Raw genomic sequence first — 19,274 nt, 5'->3', positions numbered from 1 at the left:
TCCCCTTACAAGAGGCAAGGTATAGACACCGCGACTAAACGCCCAATTCTGGAACTTGTTGCACGGAATCGACCAAATGACAAAACGTATCGCATTTCAGGGAGAACCCGGTGCCTATAGCCACGAGGCATGCCGAAACGCTCGTCCCGATATGGAGGCCCTGCCCTGCCGCACATTTGAGGATGTGATCGAATCAGTTCGGTCCGGCAAAGCAGACCTGGCGATGCTTCCGGTCGAAAATACGACCTATGGGCGGGTGGCCGATATTCACCGCCTGCTGCCCCATAGCGGATTGCATATCATCGATGAAGCTTTTGTTCGCGTACACATCAATTTGTTGGCCGTCCCCGGTGCCAAGCTGAGCGACATCACCGAAGCGCATTCGCATCTGGTACTGCTGCCACAATGCGCTGGGTTCCTGAAGCAGCACGGCATTCACGGACGCGTCAGCCCGGACAATGCCCGCGCCGCGCGCGAGGTTTCCGAGGCTGCCGAACTGCATTCTGCCGCGCTGGCCAGCGAGTTGGCCGGAGAGATCTATAACCTGAACGTCCTGGCCCGCCATATCGAGGACAGCGACGACAACACCACGCGTTTTTTGATCATGTCACGCGATGCGGACCTGTCGCGGCGCGGGGCGCACGGGATGATCACCAGCTTTGTGTTTCAGGTCCGTAACATCCCAGCAGCGCTGTATAAGGCGATGGGCGGGTTCGCCACCAACGGAGTCAACATGACCAAGCTGGAAAGCTATATGGTCGACGGGTCATTTACGGCCACCCAGTTCTATGCGGATATTGTCGGACACCCCGATGACCGCAATGTACAACTGGCCCTGGAAGAGCTGGAACATTTTACCACCAATGTCGAGATTCTGGGCGTCTATCCGGCAGTCCAGCCGCGCGGCTAGCTCAACCCAGCAGGTATTTCTTGCACACCGCTCCTTCATGTGAGCGGTAATCGACAAATCCCATGGCCGCGTAATAGGCAAGGCTTTCGGCATTTTGCGCGCCAATGGTCGCGTCTATTGCAGGCAGACCTGCGGCGCGGGCCGCCAGCAGCGTTTCCTGAAATAGGGCCCGCCCGACCCCCATGCGCGCGGCTGATGGACGTATATGTGTTCCGATGATGCCCCAACCGGCTGTTACGCCATAAGGGTTTCCGTCGACGGCCAGTTTCAGCGCCTGAAAGCCCAATACCTGTGAACCCTGCACCGCCACGGTGCATTGGATGCTGCCGTGGTGGCTGATGTAATGCTCTTTGGCAAAACCCTCATCGCTGGGTTTGGTGCGCTTACCGGCGGTCACGATCTCTTGCAGGACCTCGGAAATACCTTTGGCGTCATCCACAACAGCGCTGCGCAATATCACATCAGACATTCAGGGCCTCTTGTCTCGGAATTCTCAAGAACCGTGCAGATGACGTTCTTCCATTTCCCGCGCGAATTCGCTGAGGCGGGCCTGAAACTGTCGCCGGAACCGCGACTGACCCAATCTGAGCGATTGCAGCAACAGCCGTGCAGGCAGGGATTTGGCCGATAGCGACATATCCACGGTCAGCCGGGTTCTACGTTGCGACAGGGCCAGAAACTCGACCCTGGTTGAGCCATTCATTCCCTTGCTTGCCGCCTCGAACCGCATATGGGTCGGCGGATCACATTCGGCCATATTGATTTCCACGCGCCGAGGCTTTCCGCGCATACGGAACTCGGTCTCCCAGGATGTACCGGGCACAACGCCCATATGCCCTGACAAACGCCGGACCTCGATCCCGCGGCGCATTGCCATCCGCTCGAACCGTTCGAAATCCGCAAACATTTCGAACACTGCGTTGACAGGGGCCTGAATATCTTCACGTGCGGAGAATTGCATGGTGGGTTATCGTTCTCTTGCCTATTCGACCAGTATTTTGTCAGTCGAGCGTATCTGCAAGCCAGTTTTGCAGCAGAAAATGCGCAATCGCGCCTTTGCGCGCTGGCAGAAGGCTGGGATGTTCCCCAGCAAAGACCTGCATCATTTCAGCCTTATTCACCCATATCGCATCTTCGATTTCAACCGGATCTATAGTGATTTCTTGCGACAATGCCTCGCCTGCACAGCCAAACATCAGTGACGCCGGAAAGGGCCAGGGCTGGCTGGAAAGATAGGTTACTTGCCCGACGGGGACACCGGCCTCTTCCATCACCTCTCTGCGCACCGCCGCTTCCAGCGTTTCTCCGGGTTCGACAAATCCGGCCAGTAGCGAATACATGCCTTCAGGCCATCCCGGGGATCGCCCCATCAGCACCGAATTCCCATATGTAATCAACATGATGACGACCGGGTCGGTGCGTGGGAAATGCTGCCCCCCACACGACGGGCAACTGCGTTGCCATCCTGCTTGCGACATCTCGCTGGCGGCGCCGCAACGGGCGCAAAATCTATGGGTTTCATGCCAGGCGATGACCGCCTTGGCGGAAGCCGAAAGTTCGGCATCACGTGGGGAAAGGCGCGCCATGATGCGGCGCAATTCGACAAAAACCTGACCTTCAGGCAAATCCGGGTGCTGTTGCTCTGATCGGTCAAAGAATGCCCCAAGCTCGGACAGATCAACGCCCTCGGGCATCCAATCGGATATATCAAAGGCAAAAACCGGAACCTCATCCGAGAGACCAAGCAATACTGGCGCTGGGACGATCCCACCGGGACCATTTGCGATCAGCTCGTGCAAGACAGGTAACAAGCAGAGTTGATCAAGGGCCTCTCCTTGAACCAGCAGCTTTCCGCGCCACAGCAACAGGCATTTCGCTTTCGGATGTGCTCGCGCTGCTGCCATCGCGTCGACGTCTCCACGAAGATGTGCGGCACGATCCAGCCCTGATCCACCAAACGTTACCTGTTCCGCGTTCTTCATTTAAGTTCCTCTGGTTCGCCTGCACAGGGCTGCCATGACAGCTTCGGTGTTGCAACGACAATTCCACGACCAAAAACCGAGGCGATCCCGTCAAATTACCGCAAGTGCATAAAAAAATTTGCACTTACTATGCTTTTTGTTGAAGTTGTTATTCATAAAACTGCCAAAAGTAGAGTATTGAAAACAATTTCGCATTTGTCTGATCAGTCTGTAGGTATCCGGATTTTGGCGACCACCGATCTGCACATGAACCTGTGCAGTTTTGATTATTACGCGGATCAAGACGAACCTACGATCGGATTGACCCGAACGGCCAGCCTGATCCGGCAGGCGCGGAACGAGGCTGAGGCAGACGGAGATATCGTCTTGCTCTTCGACAACGGAGACGCTCTGCAGGGTACACCGTTGGGGGATTGGGCTGCCGATCCCGCCAATGCGCCGCACATCCTGATGCAGGCCTTCGGCAGCCTGGGATATGATGCGATTGGCCTGGGAAACCACGACTTCGGATTCGGGCTTCAATTCTTACAGCACGTTATCTCTGACGCCCCCTGCCCTGTGCTCAGCAGCAATGCCTTGCGCACGAATGGGCCACAGATCTGGCAAGATCATGTCATTTTGCACAAAGAGATCCCTGGCTCGCCGACACCTATGGCCTTGAAAATTGGTGTTTTTTCGGTCCTCCCCCCTCAGACAGCGCAATGGGAGGCGCACAAGCTGCACGACACCCTTACCACTCAGGACATCCTGACTTGTGCGGCAAACAAAGTCAGAAAGCTCCAAGACGAAAATTGCGACCTGATCATCGCGTTGGCCCATACCGGTTTCGGACCGGACACGTCACAACGGAATATGGAAAACGCGATTATTCCGCTGGCCGAAATCGAAGGTATCGACGCAATAATTGCTGGTCATTCCCATTTGACCTATCCTGCCAAGGCCGGCTCTGAAAACACTCTGGTGCATGGCAAACCAGTTGTCTTACCCGGAACGGCCGGATCACATCTGGGGGTGGTCGACCTGAAACTTCACTCGGCAGAGCGCGGCGGCTGGACCGTTGGCGAAGCCCGGGCGGCGCTACGACCGATATCTGCGGGGCGTCCCGACGAAATGGTATCACTGGCGCCCGAAGATCCGGAATTGTTGCATCTGTTTTCCTCTGGTCACGCCGAAACCCGCAGGCGAGCGGGCCAGCCGGTCGGCCGCACCCCGCACCATCTGCACAGCTATTTCAGCTTTTGCACCGAGGACCGTGGGCTGAGGCTGGTCGCCGCCGCCCAGGCTGCCGCGTTACGTCTGTGTATGTCCGAAACCGACCTGGTAGACATTCCGATTTTATCGGCGGTTTCACCTTCGAAATTCGGCGGTCGGGCCGGGCCGCGATTCTATACGGATGTTAAGCCTGGCGAGATATTCCTGCGTAACGTGGTTGACCTGCATGTTTTTCCAAACGAATTGCAGGGTGTCATTGTATCCGGTGACCAAATCGTGGACTGGCTTGAGATGTCCGCAGCTGTTTTCAACCAGATTTCGACCGGATCTGCATCCGAACTTATTTGCGAAAATCGGGTGGGTCACAACTTTGATGTGCTATACGGGCTGTCCTGCAGAATTGATCTGACACAACCTCCGCGTTTCGACGATATGGGCACCTTGATCAACGCCGAAAACCGGCGCGTTTCAGAAGTTCTGGTCGGTGCCACCCCCATTGCACCGGATCAGCAATTTGCCGTCGCGCTTAACAATTATCGCGCCAGCGGGGGCGGGCATTTCCCATTTGCGGGTAATGCGCAACGTATCGACTTGCCCATCCTGCCGGTCCAGCATGCCCTGTTGGATTATCTGTCAGGCACCTTGGTCAGCGATCCGCTGGAAGAGGCCCAGGAACCCTTCAGAATCACCAGTAACACGGGTACGCAGGCGATTTTACGCACCGGTCCAAATGCCCACCGACATCTGCAGGACATTCAGGAATTTGATCCACAAGTCCTTGGAACCGACGAAAATGGCTTTTTACGGATTCTTCTGACCTTCTGACGGGTTGTGTTTTTCCGGCCAACTGCCTATATCCACCCTCGAGAGGTTGGCGCGGGCGAGCGCCTCGCCAACCTGGTCAGATCCGGAAGGAAGCAGCCACAACGAGCCCCGCTTGGGTCGATGTCCAACCTCTCACTTACGCGCAACGACTGCCGCAGGAGGGACTTTATGATTGTAGCAATGACCCTTCGGGCAGAGCGTTTCCGGGACTAACCCCCGCTCTTGCCTGAACACGTTACCGATGGGTGCGCGCCTGCCACCCTGATGGTTTCCTGTATCTGAACACAGGCAGAACAATGTCCAAAACACTTTCGGACCTGGGATGGTCCTCTCATTTTGCAGCCCAACATGCTGTGAACCCTACCTGCACACCGCATCGCATCAACGCCGTCCATCGTGATCGCCTGATCGGCCTGAATGCGCTTGGCGGCACATCTGATCTGACCCCTGACCGATCAACCGGCGAATTTGCGGTTGGCGATTGGGTCCTTGCGGATGATCAAAGCCGCATTCGGCATCTTTTGGAGCGCAAAAGCCTCTTGCAACGCCGGGCCGCAGGCACCGGTGCGCAGGTTCAGCTGATCGCGGCGAATGTGGATGTGCTGTATATCGTCAGTTCCTGCAATGCCGATTTCAATCTGGCACGGCTTGAGCGTTATCTGGCGCTGGCGCATCAGGCCGGGTGCTATCCGGTTGTTGTCTTGACCAAGGCCGACAGCTGCCCTGACCCAGAGAGCTATGCCAGTCAGGCCAGTTCGCTGGCTCGGTTTCTGACCGTTCTAACCGTCAACGCGCTGGAGGCGTCAGAGATTGATCCGATCCTGTCCTGGTGCCCTGCCGGGCAAACTGCTGCTTTGGTCGGCTCATCCGGTGTCGGCAAAACCACATTGGCGAACGCCATGACTGGTCAGGCCGGGACAACGGCGGGGATCCGCGAGGATGACGCACGGGGTCGCCACACCACGACCCATCGTGCGCTTCACCCGATGCGAAACGGGGGGTGGCTGATTGATACGCCAGGAATGCGCGCCCTGCGTTTGATGGATGCCCAAGACGGCGTGGATGAGGTTTTCTCCGACCTTCTGGAATTGGCTGCAACGTGCCGGTTCTCAGATTGCCAGCACCAGGCCGAACCCGGTTGTGCTGTGCAGGAGGCGATTGCCAATGGCGTGATTGAGCCCGACCGGCTGGCGCGCTGGCACAAGCTTCGGCGCGAAGATCAGAGGAATTCCGAGACCCTCGCGCAGTCACGGGCACGTGACAAAGCCTTTGGCAAAATGGTGCGATCCGTCATGCACGACAAAAAGTCCCGCAGCAGACACTAAGCGTGACAAAAAGGCGCCTCGTTTTCAGGCAATCAACCGGGGCCAAACCGCCCGGTTTCTGCGGGCAAAAGCGCCAATATGACCGATCTCAGGCGCTCCGAATTCATTCGGAGACAACAGATGTCGCCGCGCCTTCGGCCCATACAGATCGGCAAGCCGCCAGACTGCGTCTGGCGGCACCATCTGGTCGTCCTCGAAGGCGAACAGGTCCACCGGCGTATTCGATTGCGCCCATCTCGCTTCGGGCAGAGCGTCACCGATCTGCGGCACATAATTCTGCGGCGCCGTGCACCAGCTGCGCCATTGCCAATAGACCGGGCCCGGCAAATCGGCACCGATCCCCACAGCTTTGCCCGGCAGATACCCCAGTGCATTCACTGCCAGACGCCCGTGGCCGTGCCAGAACAACCACGCCAGCCCGCGATAGGGCCAGGGATGGTCGGACAGAGTAACCAGCCCCGAACATACACAGATCATCCGGTCGATCTGATCAATGTCTGGCTGCACCGGCCCCAGCAAGCCGCCAAGGGAATGACCGATGCTCCACTGCAAAGCGTCCGGGAACCGCCTGCGCATCTCAGCCCGTGCGGCGGGCATGTCGACCAAGGCCCAATCCGCCATGGTCACCTCGGAGGTTTTGAGTTTGTCGCGCAGTGAATGCCCGAAATCGCTGTAGTCATAGGTCAGACAGGCAATACCCTGTTCGGCGGCCAGCCAACGGGCAAAATGCTGGTAATATTCGCGCGGCACTGCAGTTGCGCTGTGAATCACCACGGCGACCTTCGGCTCGGTTTCAGGCAGATACAACCGCGCCGACAGGCTGGCAGAGCCTGAGGCAAAATCAAAGTCCTTAGTCTGGACGCAGGGCGTGGTATCAAGCATGGCGCTTCCGACAAATTCTGAACTACTCGGTTCACTCAACAATCGGCCCGATTTCGGCCACCAGAGTCAAGATTTCATCAAGATGACCAAACGTCCGGTTTGCACCCCAACAGGTGGCTTGACTCGGGGTCTGCATAGCCGCTAGCGATGTGGTGATGGTTCTTGCCCCGGAATTGGGGCGGGATGAAAAGGGAACACGGTGCGGTCTGCCCCGGCGATGCCGGAAAGGGCCAACTCCGCGACTGCCCCCGCAACTGTAAGCGGTGAGCAATGCCGAAATACCACTGGCCCCAGGGCTGGGAAGGTCGGCAAAGCGACGACCCGCAAGTCAGGAGACCTGCCATCGTATCGAAACCGAAACTCGGGCGGGGTGTCCGGGCAGGTCGTCAGCGCGCTGTCACACCTGATCCTCACCCTTCGTCCTGCGCGCGGAGGGCGCATTATGATCTGGAAGACAAAAACACACGAATTCACCGCAACCATCTGTCAGAGGACCGGGAAACCCTGCCCCGCCCTTGCCCGAATGGCACGCGCCATGGCCGAGGCGATGGCGACGGCAAGGCCTGCGACATCCAAAACATTCGAGGTCGAAGGCACCAGCGATCTGACCCATTGCACCGAAGGCTGCACGGCCCGCTTTCGGGCCCAGTCAGAACAGATCAGGGTCTATTGCGGCACCAGCACGGACACGCCGACAGAAAAGCTGGACGCCTATGGCGACATGATGTTCGGGCCGGAGTTCATCCAGAAATCCGCTGGTTTTCTGTCAGAACCACCCTGTGCGATGCTCGACGTATCGACCCTGCCGCCGCGCAGCGACAGTATTCCGTATCAAGTGTCTGCCTGATTCAGGGAAGGGTTCGGGCCGGCAACCCCGCCCAGTCCTTTTGCGCGTCGGTTTCCACCGCGCAGGGCCGCACCGCACGCAACCGCCGAAGCGCTTGGCCAGGCGCTTCGCCGCATTCCACCATTAGCCGCATCACAACCATCCCCGAGCGTCCGCACCCACCGCGGCAATGCACCAGCACCTTGCCGCCACTGGCAAGGACATGTTGGGCGGCGGCGCTGGCTTGCGGCCAAAGCGCCTCAACCTCAGGCGTGGGGGCGCCGAAATCGGAGACCGGAAGGTGGACCCAGGCAATCCGTTCGCGCTGCAGGTCCTCCTCGATTGAACGCGCGCCGGAGTGCTGGAACTCATCCGAGGTCGTCATCGAGATGACCAGGTCCGGCGCCCAATCCCGGATTACTGCGAAATCCCCAGCATAATCGCCCGTGACACCCGGCAGTGGGCACAGAGCGATCTGCCCTTTGCCCAATCCAAGAGGGTGAATTGCAAAACTCTCCAACACAGCTCCTTTACCTGCATCACCACATGGGGCTAAAGCCCCCCATGATTTACCGGCTCTGATGCAACTTGCCAAAACGAAATTCCTTTTCGCGCGCGGTGGACGCGGACGGCGGGGGTCTCTACGCTGCAAACCTGACACGAATCCAACAGAGCAGACATGACCGACACGCCCAGCCCCGCCTATCAGGTTCTCGCGCGGAAATACCGCCCGGAAACTTTTGCTGACCTCGTCGGTCAGAACGCAATGGTGCGCACGCTGAAAAACGCGTTCGAGGCCGACCGGATTGCACAAGCCTTCATCATGACTGGCATCCGCGGCACCGGTAAGACGACCACGGCACGGATCATCGCCAAGGGCATGAACTGCATCGGTCCTGATGGGCAAGGCAAGCCCACGACCGAGCCTTGCGGCCAGTGCGAACATTGCGTCGCCATCATGGAAGGTCGCCATGTCGACGTGATGGAAATGGACGCCGCCAGCCGAACCGGCGTGAATGATATCCGCGAAATCATCGACTCGGTCCGATACCGCGCCGCCAGTGCGCGCTATAAGATCTACATCATCGACGAGGTTCACATGCTTTCGACCAGCGCGTTCAACGCGCTGCTCAAGACGTTGGAAGAACCTCCTGCGCATGTGAAGTTCATCTTTGCCACGACCGAAATCCGCAAAGTCCCGGTGACTGTTCTGTCGCGGTGCCAACGATTTGACCTGCGCCGGATCGAACCCGAGGACATGATTGGCCTGCTCAATAAGATCGCAGCGGCTGAGAAGGCACAGATCGCGGATGATGCCCTGGCGCTGATCACCCGCGCGGCCGAAGGGTCGGCGCGCGACGCAACTTCGCTGCTGGATCAGGCAATCAGCCATGGGGCCGGTGAAACCAGCGCCGATCAGGTGCGCGCGATGCTGGGTCTGGCCGACCGGGGCCGGGTATTGGACTTGATGGAAATGATCCTGCGAGGGGATGCAGCAAACGCGCTGACTGAATTGGGCGGGCAATATGCCGAAGGGGCCGATCCGCTATCCGTGCTGCGCGATCTGGCCGAAATCACGCACTGGGTTTCGGTTGTGAAGATCACGCCAGACGCAGCCGAGGACCCGACGGTTTCCCCTGATGAACGTGCTCGTGGTCAGCAAATGGCCGAGGCCCTGCCAATGCGCGTTTTGACCCGGATGTGGCAGATGTTGCTGAAAGCGCTGGAAGAGGTATCGGCCGCGCCAAATGCCATGATGGCTGCTGAAATGGCCGTTATCCGCCTGACCCATGTTGCCGACTTGCCCAGCCCCGAAGAGCTGATCAAGCGCCTGCAGGACAACCCGCCACCGCCTCCGAATGGCGGTCCTGGCGGTGGTATGGCCGTGCCCTCTCAGGCTCCGGTACAAGCGGCATCATCTTCTTACGTGTCCGCAACTAGCAGCCCCGCCGGCGCACCTTCGGCCGCTCTGGCCCATGATATCCAATCGGCGCTGGCACGGTATCCGAGTTTTGACCACGTGGTTGAATTGATCCGCACCAATCGGGATGTGAAACTCCTGGTCGAGGTCGAAAACGGGGTGCGGCTGGTTTCTTACCAACCGGGGCGGATCGAGTTCACCCCGACACAGAACGCACCCACAGATCTGGCAGCGAGACTGGGTTCGTCGCTGCAACGATGGACTGGCAACCGCTGGGCTGTGTCGATTGTGGCCGATGGTGAGGTTGCGACCATCGCCGAGATTCGAGACGCCGCCGAGCTGGCGTTGAAAGCAGAGGCTGAGAAACACCCGTTGGTTCAGGCGGTGCTCATGCAATTTCCGAAGGCTCGCATCAAGCGGATTGAAACACCGGAAGAACGTGCCGCCAAGGTGGAAACCGAGGCGCTGCCCGAGGTCGAAGACGAATGGGACCCGTTCGAGGAAGACTGAAATCGTCCCATCTTACCCAACTGGAAACCTCCCGCGCCCGCCACGGGCCATCGGCTGACGCCGATACCCCTGAGCGGCCTTGGGCCCGGCAGCGCGGGCTTGCCCGCGCTGCCGGGCCCAACGAGAGGAAAGGTCTTGCCAAAGGCCTTGACGACGGGCGGGAGCCAGCTCGGCCCTTGTGCCGCGCCGAGCGCGCCCGTATTTAGGCGTCAAACCGGATATTAGGAGAATACCGATGCTCAAAGGACTCGGCGGCCTGGGTGACATGGCCAAGATGATGAAATCCGCACAGGATCTACAGACCAAGATGACGGATATGCAGGAAGAGCTGAATACCATCATGGTTGTCGGCGAATCCGGTGCAGGGCTGGTCAAGGCAACAGCCACGGCCAAGGGAGAGCTGAAAGGTCTCGATATCGACCCGTCAATCTTTAACGGCGACGACAAGGAAGTGGTCGAAGATCTGATCCTGGCCGCCGTCAAAGATGCTCAGGCCAAGGCCGCAGAACGGTCGCAGGCTGAGATGGCTAAGCTGACCGAAGGTATGGGCCTGCCCGCAGACATCAAGCTGCCGTTCTGATAGGCACTCCTGACGAAATACCGGCCGGGCCCAACTGCCCGGCCCTTATGCAGGAGCAAGCGCAGTGAGTTCGAACAGCGATATCGACAATCTGATCGACCTGATGGCCAAACTGCCAGGCCTCGGCCCACGTTCGGCCCGTCGCGCAGTGCTGCATTTGATCCGCAAACGCGCCCTTCTGCTGACACCGCTTGCGGACGCAATGCAACAGGTTGCCATCACTGCCCGTGAGTGCCTGAATTGCGGCAATGTAGGCACCTCGGATATCTGCGACATCTGCGATAGCGAAGTCCGCGCGACCGGAGAGCTGTGCGTCGTCGAAGACGTCGCCGACCTTTGGGCGATGGAACGCGCCGCAGTTTTCAAAGGCCGCTATCATGTTCTGGGTGGCACCTTGTCGGCATTAGATGGAGTCGGCCCGGATGAGCTGCGCATTCCTCGCCTCAAGGATCGGGTCACAGCCGAGGGGATCACCGAAGTCATTCTGGCGCTGAACGCCACTGTCGATGGCCAGACCACCGCGCACTATATAGCCGATCAACTGGACGGGCAGGTGCGCCTGACCTCGCTGGCGCAGGGCGTGCCGATTGGCGGCGAGTTGGACTACCTGGATGACGGGACGATTACGGCGGCGCTGAGGGCGCGGAAGGAGTTGTAGTTGAGCTTCGACACTTGGTCGAATTCAAATATCAAGTTTACACAAATACTGTATCCAGCCTAACATTCTACGCATCGATTAAGCAGATTTAGAATGCGTTTTTCATATGTTGAGTTATATATTGAGGACCCTGTTCGGATCATCGCGCAAACGATCCAGGGTGGTGCCCTTCCAGCCAACTAAAAGACCGGCGATCACCAGAGCACGACCGGTTCCGTCAAAGCAGCCGCCCTCGGCTTATCCAACCACACGGACTCTCAAAGGCAAGTGCCACGTAATCGACGGCGACACGATCGTGATAAGCGGCACCAAGATCAGGGTTGCCGGAATCGATGCGCCCGAGCTTGAGCATCCCTGGGGCAAGAAATCCAAGTTTGCGCTGATCAAGATGTGCAAAGGCATGGTGATCACAGCCGAAATCAAAGAAGAGGTTTCCTACGATCGGATCGTCGCCAAGTGCACGCTTCCAGATGGTACTGATGTCGCCGCAGAATTGGTTAAACTTGGACTGGCTCTGGACTGGCCCAAGTTTTCCGGCGGTGAATACGCGCATCTAGAGCCGGGCGATGCGCGAAAGAAACTCTGGCGGGCAGCCGCACGCCAAAAGGGAAACATGCGCGCGTTCCATTCCGAAGTAAAACCGAAACGCAATTCCGACTAGCTTTATGGTATCGCAGTGGCCCTGAGGACTTTGGAATAGCAAGGTAGGCCTTAGCCTCGGCACGATCTGGCTATTGAACAGGATGCGGTGGCAACAACGTAGAAGTTGCGATTACCCACCATCTCGCCTTTACCGCAAACCCTAACGAATCGGATCAAAAAGCGCGTCTTTGGCCGCGCAGTCCTTGATCACATCCCGGCCACAAGGCACCGGTTCAAGATCGCGGGACAGGCACAGGCGCACCTCTTCGATATAGCCTTGTTTGCAGGTGACGGTGATCATGTCGCGCTCCAGCCCCGGATTGACCTTTAGAAACGCTTCTTCCACGACAGATGCGGGCAGTTTTACAGATGTGTCCAACTGGCGGAACACCTTTGGACGCTCGACCGACCCATAGGCCTGCCGCGACAAGATGTAATAGTCCGAAGCGCTGAGGCCCGAGCAGGTGCCGTGCTTCTTCCACTGATGCCAGGCAAGGCCGGAACTGCCCTGAATATCTTCCATTTCACGGGTCATGGTCCGCGTCGGCGGGGCCTCCGCCGTACGGCAATAAGATGGCCAGCCCTGATGGAATTGCGGCCAAAGCCCGTGTAGAATCCAGCCGTGATCATGCCGTACATCGCATTGATCGGACCCACGCGCGTCGCCTTCGCGCGCGCACCAGTTCGGCGACCAGCTAAGTGCCAGGACATAGTAGTCGAACGCGCCCGACTTTTCACCCTCGGCAAGCGCCGTCATTGCACTGAAAACCCATAGAACCAGCCAGCGCATTCGCCTCTTCCCTTCTTGCCCTGCCGCGACTATATACAGCCCAAGTTCCCCGACAACGGAAACCTGCCCCAAGATCACGGGGCCGCCGAATTCCGGCGACGGGAAAGATGTATGCATAGGAGACGGGCTGATGGCAAAACCGCTTATGGCCAAGGCAACAGCCGTATGGCTAGTAGACAACACAACGATCAGCTTCAAGCAGATCGCGGATTTCGTAGGAATGCACGAGTTGGAAGTGCAGGGCATCGCCGATGGCGATGTGGCCGCTGGCGTCAAAGGGTTCGACCCGATCGCCAACAACCAGCTTACGCAGGAAGAGATTGACGTGGCGCAGGGCAACCCACTGCACAAGCTGAAGCTCAAGTTCAACCCCGCTGCCAGTGGCGAGGAAAAACGTCGTGGCCCGCGCTATACCCCGCTGTCCAAGCGTCAGGACCGTCCGAACTCGATTCTGTGGCTGGTCAAGTTCCACCCCGAACTCAGCGACGGTCAGATTGCCAAGCTGGTCGGCACCACCAAGCCGACCATCCAGTCGATCCGCGAGCGGACGCACTGGAACATCTCGAACATGCAACCGATTGACCCCGTCGCTCTGGGCTTGTGTAAACAGTCCGAGCTGGACGCAATCGTGCAAAAAGCCGCCGCCAAGAAAGCCGCTGAAGGTGGCGTCATGAGCGATGATGAGCGCCGCAAGCTGGTTTCGACCGAGCAGTCGCTGGAAATGGACGCAGCGCCCAAAATTCCAACGGCGATCGAGGGTCTCGAGACCTTCTCGTTGTCTGATGACTCCCCCGAGGAGAAAGAAGAGCCGATCATCGACGCCGACAGTTTCTTCAACTTGCCCAAAGGCGAGGCCGAGGATGAAGACGAAAGCGATCCGCGTTTCTGATACGCAGACAGCCCCGGTCAGACTGGCCGGGGCTTTTTTGACGAGACTCTGATGCTGAACATACTGTCTGCCATTTTTGGCCCACACCGCGCCGTGACAATCTATGCCTTCCTAAGAACCTGGGGCCTGCTCGTGTTCGGTGTCCTAGGCGTTATCGCGGTTGCCGCAGCCCTGCTGTTGCTGAACGACGACGGCACGCATGAACACGAAGCCTTCATGACCGTCCCGGTTCTGTCCGCCACCGCTATCAACGGCGACCTCAAGAACGGGGTGATTGCCTCGGTACGTTTACCCGACGGGTCCGCGACGTCGATCACTTCGACCGAGGCCCCGATTTCCCAGACCGTCGGCCAAAGCGCCTGTGTCGAAAAGCGGGTCTATGTGGAAAGTGGCGAACCAAGGTATCGCTTCAAACTTCCGCGTTATTGCGAAGCAAGCTGACAAAGCAAAACCGCCCGGTGTCCACACCGGGCGGTTTTTCCTTCAGATCATCTGAAAGATGATCCCTGCGATCACTGCGCCGATTATTCCCAGACCCAGATAGGTCGCAAACACTTTCGGCCTGACCAGCGACCATACCGCAGCCATGGCCGGGATCGAGCTGACCGCACCCGCGATCATAAAGGACATTGCTGCCCCGGCGCTCATCCCCTGCTCCATCAGACCTGCCAATAGCGGCGGCGCGACGTATGAGTTCAGATAGGCCGGCATCCCAACAAGTGCTGCGATGATTATGGGCAACACGCCGTCTCCTCCGACCGCGCGTGCGATCAGATCAGCGGGTACATAATTGATCAGCAACGCCTCGAGAACATAGGCAAGCGCCAGCCATTTCAACAAGAACAGGCCGTTTCGAAAGAACTCGCTACGAAATCTATTCCGGCGCGCAGGGTCATGCCAGAATTTCCAGACCGGTTTGTCCTCTTGCTTAGGTCCACAACTGCCGCATCCAGTTGGTTGGTAGTTCCGCAAAGGTTGGGTCAACACACCGCTGCGCGTCATGGTGCGCACGACGAATCCGCCAAACAGGCCAAGTGCCACTGCGGCTACGGCTTTTCCGATAGCAAAGGGCCATCCCAATGCGCCAGCCGTAATCAATAGCGTCGGCGGGTCGATCAGCGGAGAGCTGAGCCAGAACGCCATAACCGCAGACAGTGGCGCCCCAAGCGCCAGTAAACCAGCAATGAACGGGATGACCTCGCAGGAACAGAATGGGGCCAACCCGCCAAACAGGGCAGCCAAAAGGATCATCCGCGTCTCGCGGCCTTCAAAGGCTCGGGCCACCATGACTTCGGCACCGGTGGCCTTGAGGTATGACAACAGCAGCACAGCAAACAGAATATATTGGCCGGTATGGGCCAGTGCCTTACCGGCAAATGTTATCACCTCCGTTAGATTGCCTGGGTCGAGTATCGCCACCGCGATCAGAATGGCGACAATCACCGCCCATGGGGTTTTGATCAGGTCGAAGACGGTTTTGAACGGGGCCCGAGGGCTCTGAGTAAGGTCAGCCATCGTTTGCCGCCTTTCCAGTTTCGTCCGCACAACATTCCGACAGAATGAACTGCGCGAGGTTTCTGAGATGGTCATACCGGGCACGGTTGATCGTGGTGCGCCCGATCTTTTCCTGTTCGACAACATCACCGGCCGCAAGAAACCGGAGGTGATGGGCCAGCGTCGACGGGGCAATGCCGGTTCTCTCCTGGATTTCACCTACGGTGAGCCCGGCCTCTCCGGCGCGAACGAGTGTCTTGAGGACTTTCAGTCGCGCCTCTGACCCCATCGCCGAGAATCCTGCTGCAGCGGTTTCCCACATATCCACAACTCCAATAAACTAGATTTCTAGTTATATAGATATATCGAAAGCTGCCGTCAACAATTTCTGGTCAGAATTCGTGAAAAGATCGTGAGTCCAGATTGCTCAATCAATAAGGCCACTCTATAAGGTCTTATGGGGATTTCAGTAGATACCTTCTTTCTAGAGCTGAATGGGCAAGGCACCTTGCAGGCCCAGATTCAGCAGATGATTGCAGAAGGCATCCTGTCAGGCCGGTTCCATGTCGGAGAAAAACTGCCCTCGTCGCGTAAACTGGCCACGCATCTGGGTGTCAGCCGGATCACCGTGACATTGGCTTATACCGAGCTGTTGGCCAATGACTACCTGACCGCCCGGGGCCGATCTGGGTACTATGTGTCGGAAAATGCGCCAGTACCGCCTAAATACACGCCCATCCAACGGGGCACTGAGACCGTGGATTGGGACAAGGCGCTGGCCCGCCGGTTTGTAGATTCAGATGTGTTGCCCAAGCCCTGGAATTGGCGGGACTATACCTATCCTTTTATCTATGGTCAGGCGGACCGAACCCTGTTCGATCATGCCAACTGGCGGCTATGTGCAGTGCGGGCATTGGGGCACAAGGATTTCGAATCGCTGACCCGCGACTATGTCGATCAGGACGATCCGTTGCTGATCGAGTTCATCGCCCGCCACACTCTGCCCCGCCGTGGAATCTCGGCCCGCCCCGAAGAAATATTGATCACACTGGGGGCGCAGAACGCACTTTGGCTGGCGTCGCGCATTCTGCTGACTCACAATCACACCGCCGTCATCGAAGACCCCTGTTACTATGCGCTGCGCAGCCTGTTGAACCATTGGGACTGCGCGGTCGTACCCATTGGCGTGGACAAGGATGGCCTGCCACCCGAGGCGCTGCCCGATAAAACGGATGTCATTTTCACCACACCCAGCCATCAGAGTCCGACAACCGCAACCATGCCGATCACCCGTCGCCGCCAACTTTTGGATCGTGCCCGGGATCTGGACGCAATGGTGGTCGAGGATGACTATGAATTCGAAATGGCGTTTCTGGGGGCGCCCTCACCCGCGCTGAAGTCCATGGACCGGGATGGACGTGTCATCTATGTGGGCAGCTTCTCAAAATCGCTGTTCCCTGGATTGCGCCTTGGTTACATGGTTGGATCCGAGCCATTTATCCGCGAGGCGCGCGCGCTGCGCTCTTTGGTGCTGCGCCACCCGCCGGGCCACATTCAGCGCACTGCAGCGTATTTTCTGTCTCTGGGTCATTACGATGCTCAGATCAGGCGCATGTCCAAAGAGCTGTCCAAGCGGCGGGATGCAATGGACAAGGCTATCGACGAATACGGGCTGTCGGTGGCGGGGCGCGGTGTGATGGGCGGATCTTCGATGTGGATGTCCGCTCCCGAACATGTCGACATGTCCCAGCTGGCGCGCAGCCTGCAAAACCAAAGCGTTCACATCGAGCCTGGTGCACCGTTTTTCGCAGGGCCGGATAGGCCACAGAACTTCTACCGGCTCGGATACTCATCCATCGCGCCCGACCGCATCGCTCCGGGCGTGAAGCTGATCGCGGATGCCATCCAAACGCAGTAGCCCGCGTCTGGACCTAATCCGCATTTCGTTTTGGACCTAACGCCATTCCGTCCCTTGGGCCACAACCGTACCCAAAGGCTGGGCTGATCGTCCGGCTTCATCCACAAATCCGCGGAGACAAATCAGATGAAAATGACCACCGAAGAGGCCTTTGTTAAAGTTCTGCAGATGCACGGGATCGAGCATGCGTTTGGGATCATCGGTTCGGCGATGATGCCGATCTCGGATATTTTTGGAAAAGCTGGCATTACGTTCTGGGATTGCGCACATGAAGGCTCGGGCGGGATGATGGCTGACGGGTACACACGCGCCACCGGTAAAATGTCGATGATGATCGCGCAGAACGGACCCGGGATCACCAACTTTGTTACTGCCGTCAAAACCGCCTACTGGAACCACACCCCGCTGCTGCTTGTGACCCCGCAGGCCGCAAACAAGACCATGGGTCAGGGCGGTTTCCAGGAGATGGAACAGATGCGCATGTTTGCAGACTGCGTCTGCTACCAGGAAGAAGTACGCGACCCTTCGCGGATGGCCGAAGTTCTGAGTCGCGTTATCACCAAAGCCAAGCGCGCCTCGGCACCGGCACAGATCAATGTTCCACGTGATTTCTTCACTCAGGTTGTGGATATCGAACTGCCTGCCGTAGTTGAATTTGAACTGCCTTCTGGCGGCGCATCAGCCGTTACCGAAGCCGCCGCGCTGCTGTCGGATGCCAAGAACCCTGTCATCCTGAACGGAGCGGGCACGGTTCTGTCTGCGGGCGGCATCGAAGCCTCGAAAGCACTGGCCGAGCGTCTGGACGCCCCGGTTTGTGTTGGCTACCAGCACAATGACGCCTTCCCGGGCTCGCACCCGCTGTTTGCTGGCCCGTTGGGTTACAATGGCTCGAAAGCCGGTATGGAGCTGATAAAAGAAGCAGACGTGGTTCTGTGTCTCGGCACTCGCCTGAACCCGTTCTCGACTCTTCCTGGCTATGGTATGGAATACTGGCCGGCGAATGCAAAGATCATTCAGGTTGACATTAACCCCGACCGCATTGGCCTGACCAAGAAGGTATCTGTCGGTATTGTTGGCGACGCAGCCACCGTTGCAACCAATATCCTGGCACAGCTGTCAGACACCGCAGGTGACGAAGGACGCGATGCACGCAAAGCGAAAATCGCGGAAACCAAGTCACGCTGGGCGCAGGAATTGACTTCGATGGACCACGAGCAGGACGATCCGGGCACAACCTGGAACGAACGCGCCCGTGCAGCCAAGCCCGACTGGATGAGCCCGCGCATGGCGTGGCGCGCCATTCAGGCAGCCCTGCCGAAAGAGGCGATCATCTCGTCCGACATCGGCAATAACTGTGCCATCGGCAACGCCTACCCATCCTTTGAAGCGGGCCGCAAATATCTGGCCCCCGGGCTGTTCGGCCCCTGTGGATACGGATTGCCATCTGTCATGGGTGCCAAGATCGGTTGCCCGGATGTGCCTGTCGTTGGATTCTCGGGTGACGGCGCCTTTGGTATTGCTGTAACCGAACTGACCGCAATCGGCCGCGATGAATGGCCCGCAGTCACCCAGATCGTTTTCCGCAACTATCAGTGGGGTGCTGAAAAGCGCAACTCGACCCTGTGGTTCGACGACAACTTTGTCGGAACCGAACTGGACACCAAAGTGTCCTATGCCGGTATCGCTCAGGCCTGTGGCCTGAAAGGTGTCGTGGCCCGCACACAGGATGAGCTGACTGCAGCCCTGAATCAGGCCATTGAGGATCAGAAGAATGGGATCACCACGCTGATCGAAGCCATGATCAACCAGGAACTGGGCGAGCCCTTCCGTCGGGACGCAATGAAGAAACCGGTCGCGGTGGCAGGCATCAGCAATGACGACATGGAACCGCAGGCCGGGGTATAATCCGC

General features: G+C 58.2%; 20 protein-coding genes, 1 other RNA gene and 1 riboswitch. Of the genes, 13 read left to right on the top strand and 8 right to left on the bottom strand.

Translation table 11 applies throughout. From position 1 onward, the window contains the following. Window positions 1-76 precede the first annotated feature (76 nt). Window positions 77-910, top strand: coding sequence for a prephenate dehydratase (locus AC2FLE_RS13695; protein WP_271949791.1), 834 nt, complete (start codon window positions 77-79; stop codon window positions 908-910). A gap of 1 nt (window position 911) precedes the next feature. Here the strand turns inward: AC2FLE_RS13695 and AC2FLE_RS13690 are convergent, their stop codons facing one another. From AC2FLE_RS13690 to nudC, 3 genes are read right to left on the bottom strand one after another with little or no spacing between them, the layout of a single operon-like run. Next, window positions 912-1,379, bottom strand: coding sequence for a GNAT family N-acetyltransferase (locus AC2FLE_RS13690; RefSeq protein WP_496697670.1), 468 nt, complete (start codon window positions 1,377-1,379; stop codon window positions 912-914). Between the two features lie 24 nt (window positions 1,380-1,403). Next, the gene (locus AC2FLE_RS13685; RefSeq protein WP_142636970.1) at window positions 1,404-1,871 is read right to left on the bottom strand and encodes an SRPBCC family protein; all 468 of its coding nucleotides are present in this window, start codon (window positions 1,869-1,871) and stop codon (window positions 1,404-1,406) included. A 40-nt stretch (window positions 1,872-1,911) separates the two neighbouring features. Then, window positions 1,912-2,892 carry an NAD(+) diphosphatase gene (gene nudC, locus AC2FLE_RS13680; RefSeq protein ID WP_496697668.1) on the bottom strand — a complete coding sequence of 327 codons (981 nt, stop codon included), beginning with the start codon at window positions 2,890-2,892 and terminating at the stop codon, window positions 1,912-1,914. Window positions 2,893-3,069: 177 nt separating this feature from the next. Here nudC and AC2FLE_RS13675 point away from each other — a divergent pair, with 177 nt between their 5' ends. The 3 genes from AC2FLE_RS13675 (at window position 3,070) to rsgA (ending at window position 6,254) form a co-directional block, all read left to right on the top strand. Further along, the gene (locus AC2FLE_RS13675; protein WP_496697666.1) at window positions 3,070-4,929 is read left to right on the top strand and encodes a 5'-nucleotidase C-terminal domain-containing protein; all 1,860 of its coding nucleotides are present in this window, start codon (window positions 3,070-3,072) and stop codon (window positions 4,927-4,929) included. 39 nt (window positions 4,930-4,968) lie between these two features. After that, window positions 4,969-5,067, top strand: an RNA gene (gene ffs / locus AC2FLE_RS13670) — signal recognition particle sRNA small type. A gap of 158 nt (window positions 5,068-5,225) precedes the next feature. Further along, window positions 5,226-6,254: a ribosome small subunit-dependent GTPase A gene (gene rsgA / locus AC2FLE_RS13665; RefSeq protein ID WP_496697665.1), complete on the top strand. Its 1,029-nt coding sequence runs from the start codon at window positions 5,226-5,228 to the stop codon at window positions 6,252-6,254. A gap of 24 nt (window positions 6,255-6,278) precedes the next feature. On the opposite strand, the gene AC2FLE_RS13660 is transcribed toward rsgA, so the two are convergent. Continuing rightward, the gene (locus tag AC2FLE_RS13660) at window positions 6,279-7,136 is read right to left on the bottom strand and encodes an alpha/beta hydrolase family protein (RefSeq protein ID WP_496697663.1); all 858 of its coding nucleotides are present in this window, start codon (window positions 7,134-7,136) and stop codon (window positions 6,279-6,281) included. Window positions 7,137-7,275: 139 nt separating this feature from the next. Continuing rightward, window positions 7,276-7,495, top strand: a riboswitch (cobalamin riboswitch). An 83-nt stretch (window positions 7,496-7,578) separates the two neighbouring features. Here AC2FLE_RS13660 and AC2FLE_RS13655 point away from each other — a divergent pair. Then, window positions 7,579-7,983 (top strand): hypothetical protein, encoded by a 405-nt coding sequence (locus AC2FLE_RS13655; protein ID WP_496697661.1) that lies wholly within the window; start codon window positions 7,579-7,581, stop codon window positions 7,981-7,983. A 1-nt stretch (window position 7,984) separates the two neighbouring features. Here AC2FLE_RS13655 and AC2FLE_RS13650 read toward each other — a convergent pair whose 3' ends face one another. Further along, a complete protein-coding gene (locus tag AC2FLE_RS13650; RefSeq protein WP_496697660.1) occupies window positions 7,985-8,485 on the bottom strand; it encodes a protein-tyrosine phosphatase family protein in 501 nt (166 codons plus the stop codon). Window positions 8,486-8,641: 156 nt separating this feature from the next. Here AC2FLE_RS13650 and AC2FLE_RS13645 point away from each other — a divergent pair, with 156 nt between their 5' ends. The 4 genes from AC2FLE_RS13645 to AC2FLE_RS13630 all read left to right on the top strand — a co-directional run bounded on the left by AC2FLE_RS13645 (window position 8,642) and on the right by AC2FLE_RS13630 (window position 12,292). Beyond that, window positions 8,642-10,393, top strand: coding sequence for a DNA polymerase III subunit gamma/tau (locus AC2FLE_RS13645; RefSeq protein WP_496697659.1), 1,752 nt, complete (start codon window positions 8,642-8,644; stop codon window positions 10,391-10,393). Between the two features lie 235 nt (window positions 10,394-10,628). Beyond that, complete coding sequence (locus AC2FLE_RS13640) at window positions 10,629-10,973, top strand: YbaB/EbfC family nucleoid-associated protein (protein WP_142636987.1); 345 nt, start codon at window positions 10,629-10,631, stop codon at window positions 10,971-10,973. A gap of 64 nt (window positions 10,974-11,037) precedes the next feature. Then, the gene (gene recR / locus AC2FLE_RS13635) at window positions 11,038-11,631 is read left to right on the top strand and encodes a recombination mediator RecR (protein ID WP_142636989.1); all 594 of its coding nucleotides are present in this window, start codon (window positions 11,038-11,040) and stop codon (window positions 11,629-11,631) included. A 295-nt stretch (window positions 11,632-11,926) separates the two neighbouring features. Then, window positions 11,927-12,292, top strand: a complete 366-nt coding sequence (locus AC2FLE_RS13630) for a thermonuclease family protein (RefSeq protein WP_281995398.1) — start codon at window positions 11,927-11,929, stop codon at window positions 12,290-12,292. 141 nt (window positions 12,293-12,433) lie between these two features. Here the strand turns inward: AC2FLE_RS13630 and AC2FLE_RS13625 are convergent, their stop codons facing one another. Continuing rightward, window positions 12,434-13,063 carry a ribonuclease T2 family protein gene (locus AC2FLE_RS13625; protein ID WP_496697658.1) on the bottom strand — a complete coding sequence of 210 codons (630 nt, stop codon included), beginning with the start codon at window positions 13,061-13,063 and terminating at the stop codon, window positions 12,434-12,436. Window positions 13,064-13,193: 130 nt separating this feature from the next. On the opposite strand from AC2FLE_RS13625, the gene AC2FLE_RS13620 reads away from it, so the two are divergent. Together AC2FLE_RS13620 and AC2FLE_RS13615 are read left to right on the top strand one after the other, a co-directional pair. Further along, on the top strand, window positions 13,194-13,952 hold the full coding sequence (locus AC2FLE_RS13620) for a DUF1013 domain-containing protein (RefSeq protein WP_142636995.1): 759 nt from the start codon (window positions 13,194-13,196) through the stop codon (window positions 13,950-13,952). Between the two features lie 51 nt (window positions 13,953-14,003). Next, on the top strand, window positions 14,004-14,393 hold the full coding sequence (locus tag AC2FLE_RS13615; RefSeq protein WP_496697657.1) for a hypothetical protein: 390 nt from the start codon (window positions 14,004-14,006) through the stop codon (window positions 14,391-14,393). A gap of 42 nt (window positions 14,394-14,435) precedes the next feature. Here the strand turns inward: AC2FLE_RS13615 and AC2FLE_RS13610 are convergent, their stop codons facing one another. Beyond that, complete coding sequence (locus tag AC2FLE_RS13610; RefSeq protein ID WP_496697656.1) at window positions 14,436-15,467, bottom strand: permease; 1,032 nt, start codon at window positions 15,465-15,467, stop codon at window positions 14,436-14,438. Further along, a complete protein-coding gene (locus AC2FLE_RS13605; RefSeq protein ID WP_142637001.1) occupies window positions 15,460-15,768 on the bottom strand; it encodes an ArsR/SmtB family transcription factor in 309 nt (102 codons plus the stop codon). The genes AC2FLE_RS13610 and AC2FLE_RS13605 overlap by 8 nt, the downstream gene beginning before the upstream one ends. A gap of 135 nt (window positions 15,769-15,903) precedes the next feature. Here AC2FLE_RS13605 and pdxR point away from each other — a divergent pair, with 135 nt between their 5' ends. Then, window positions 15,904-17,364, top strand: coding sequence for a MocR-like pyridoxine biosynthesis transcription factor PdxR (pdxR, locus tag AC2FLE_RS13600; protein ID WP_496697654.1), 1,461 nt, complete (start codon window positions 15,904-15,906; stop codon window positions 17,362-17,364). Window positions 17,365-17,490: 126 nt separating this feature from the next. Further along, window positions 17,491-19,269: a sulfoacetaldehyde acetyltransferase gene (gene xsc / locus AC2FLE_RS13595; protein ID WP_142637005.1), complete on the top strand. Its 1,779-nt coding sequence runs from the start codon at window positions 17,491-17,493 to the stop codon at window positions 19,267-19,269. Window positions 19,270-19,274: the final 5 nt, after the last annotated feature.

The organism is Ruegeria sp. CDSA077, from assembly GCF_059612265.1.
This window is presented reverse-complemented; position numbering and strand designations above follow the sequence as displayed.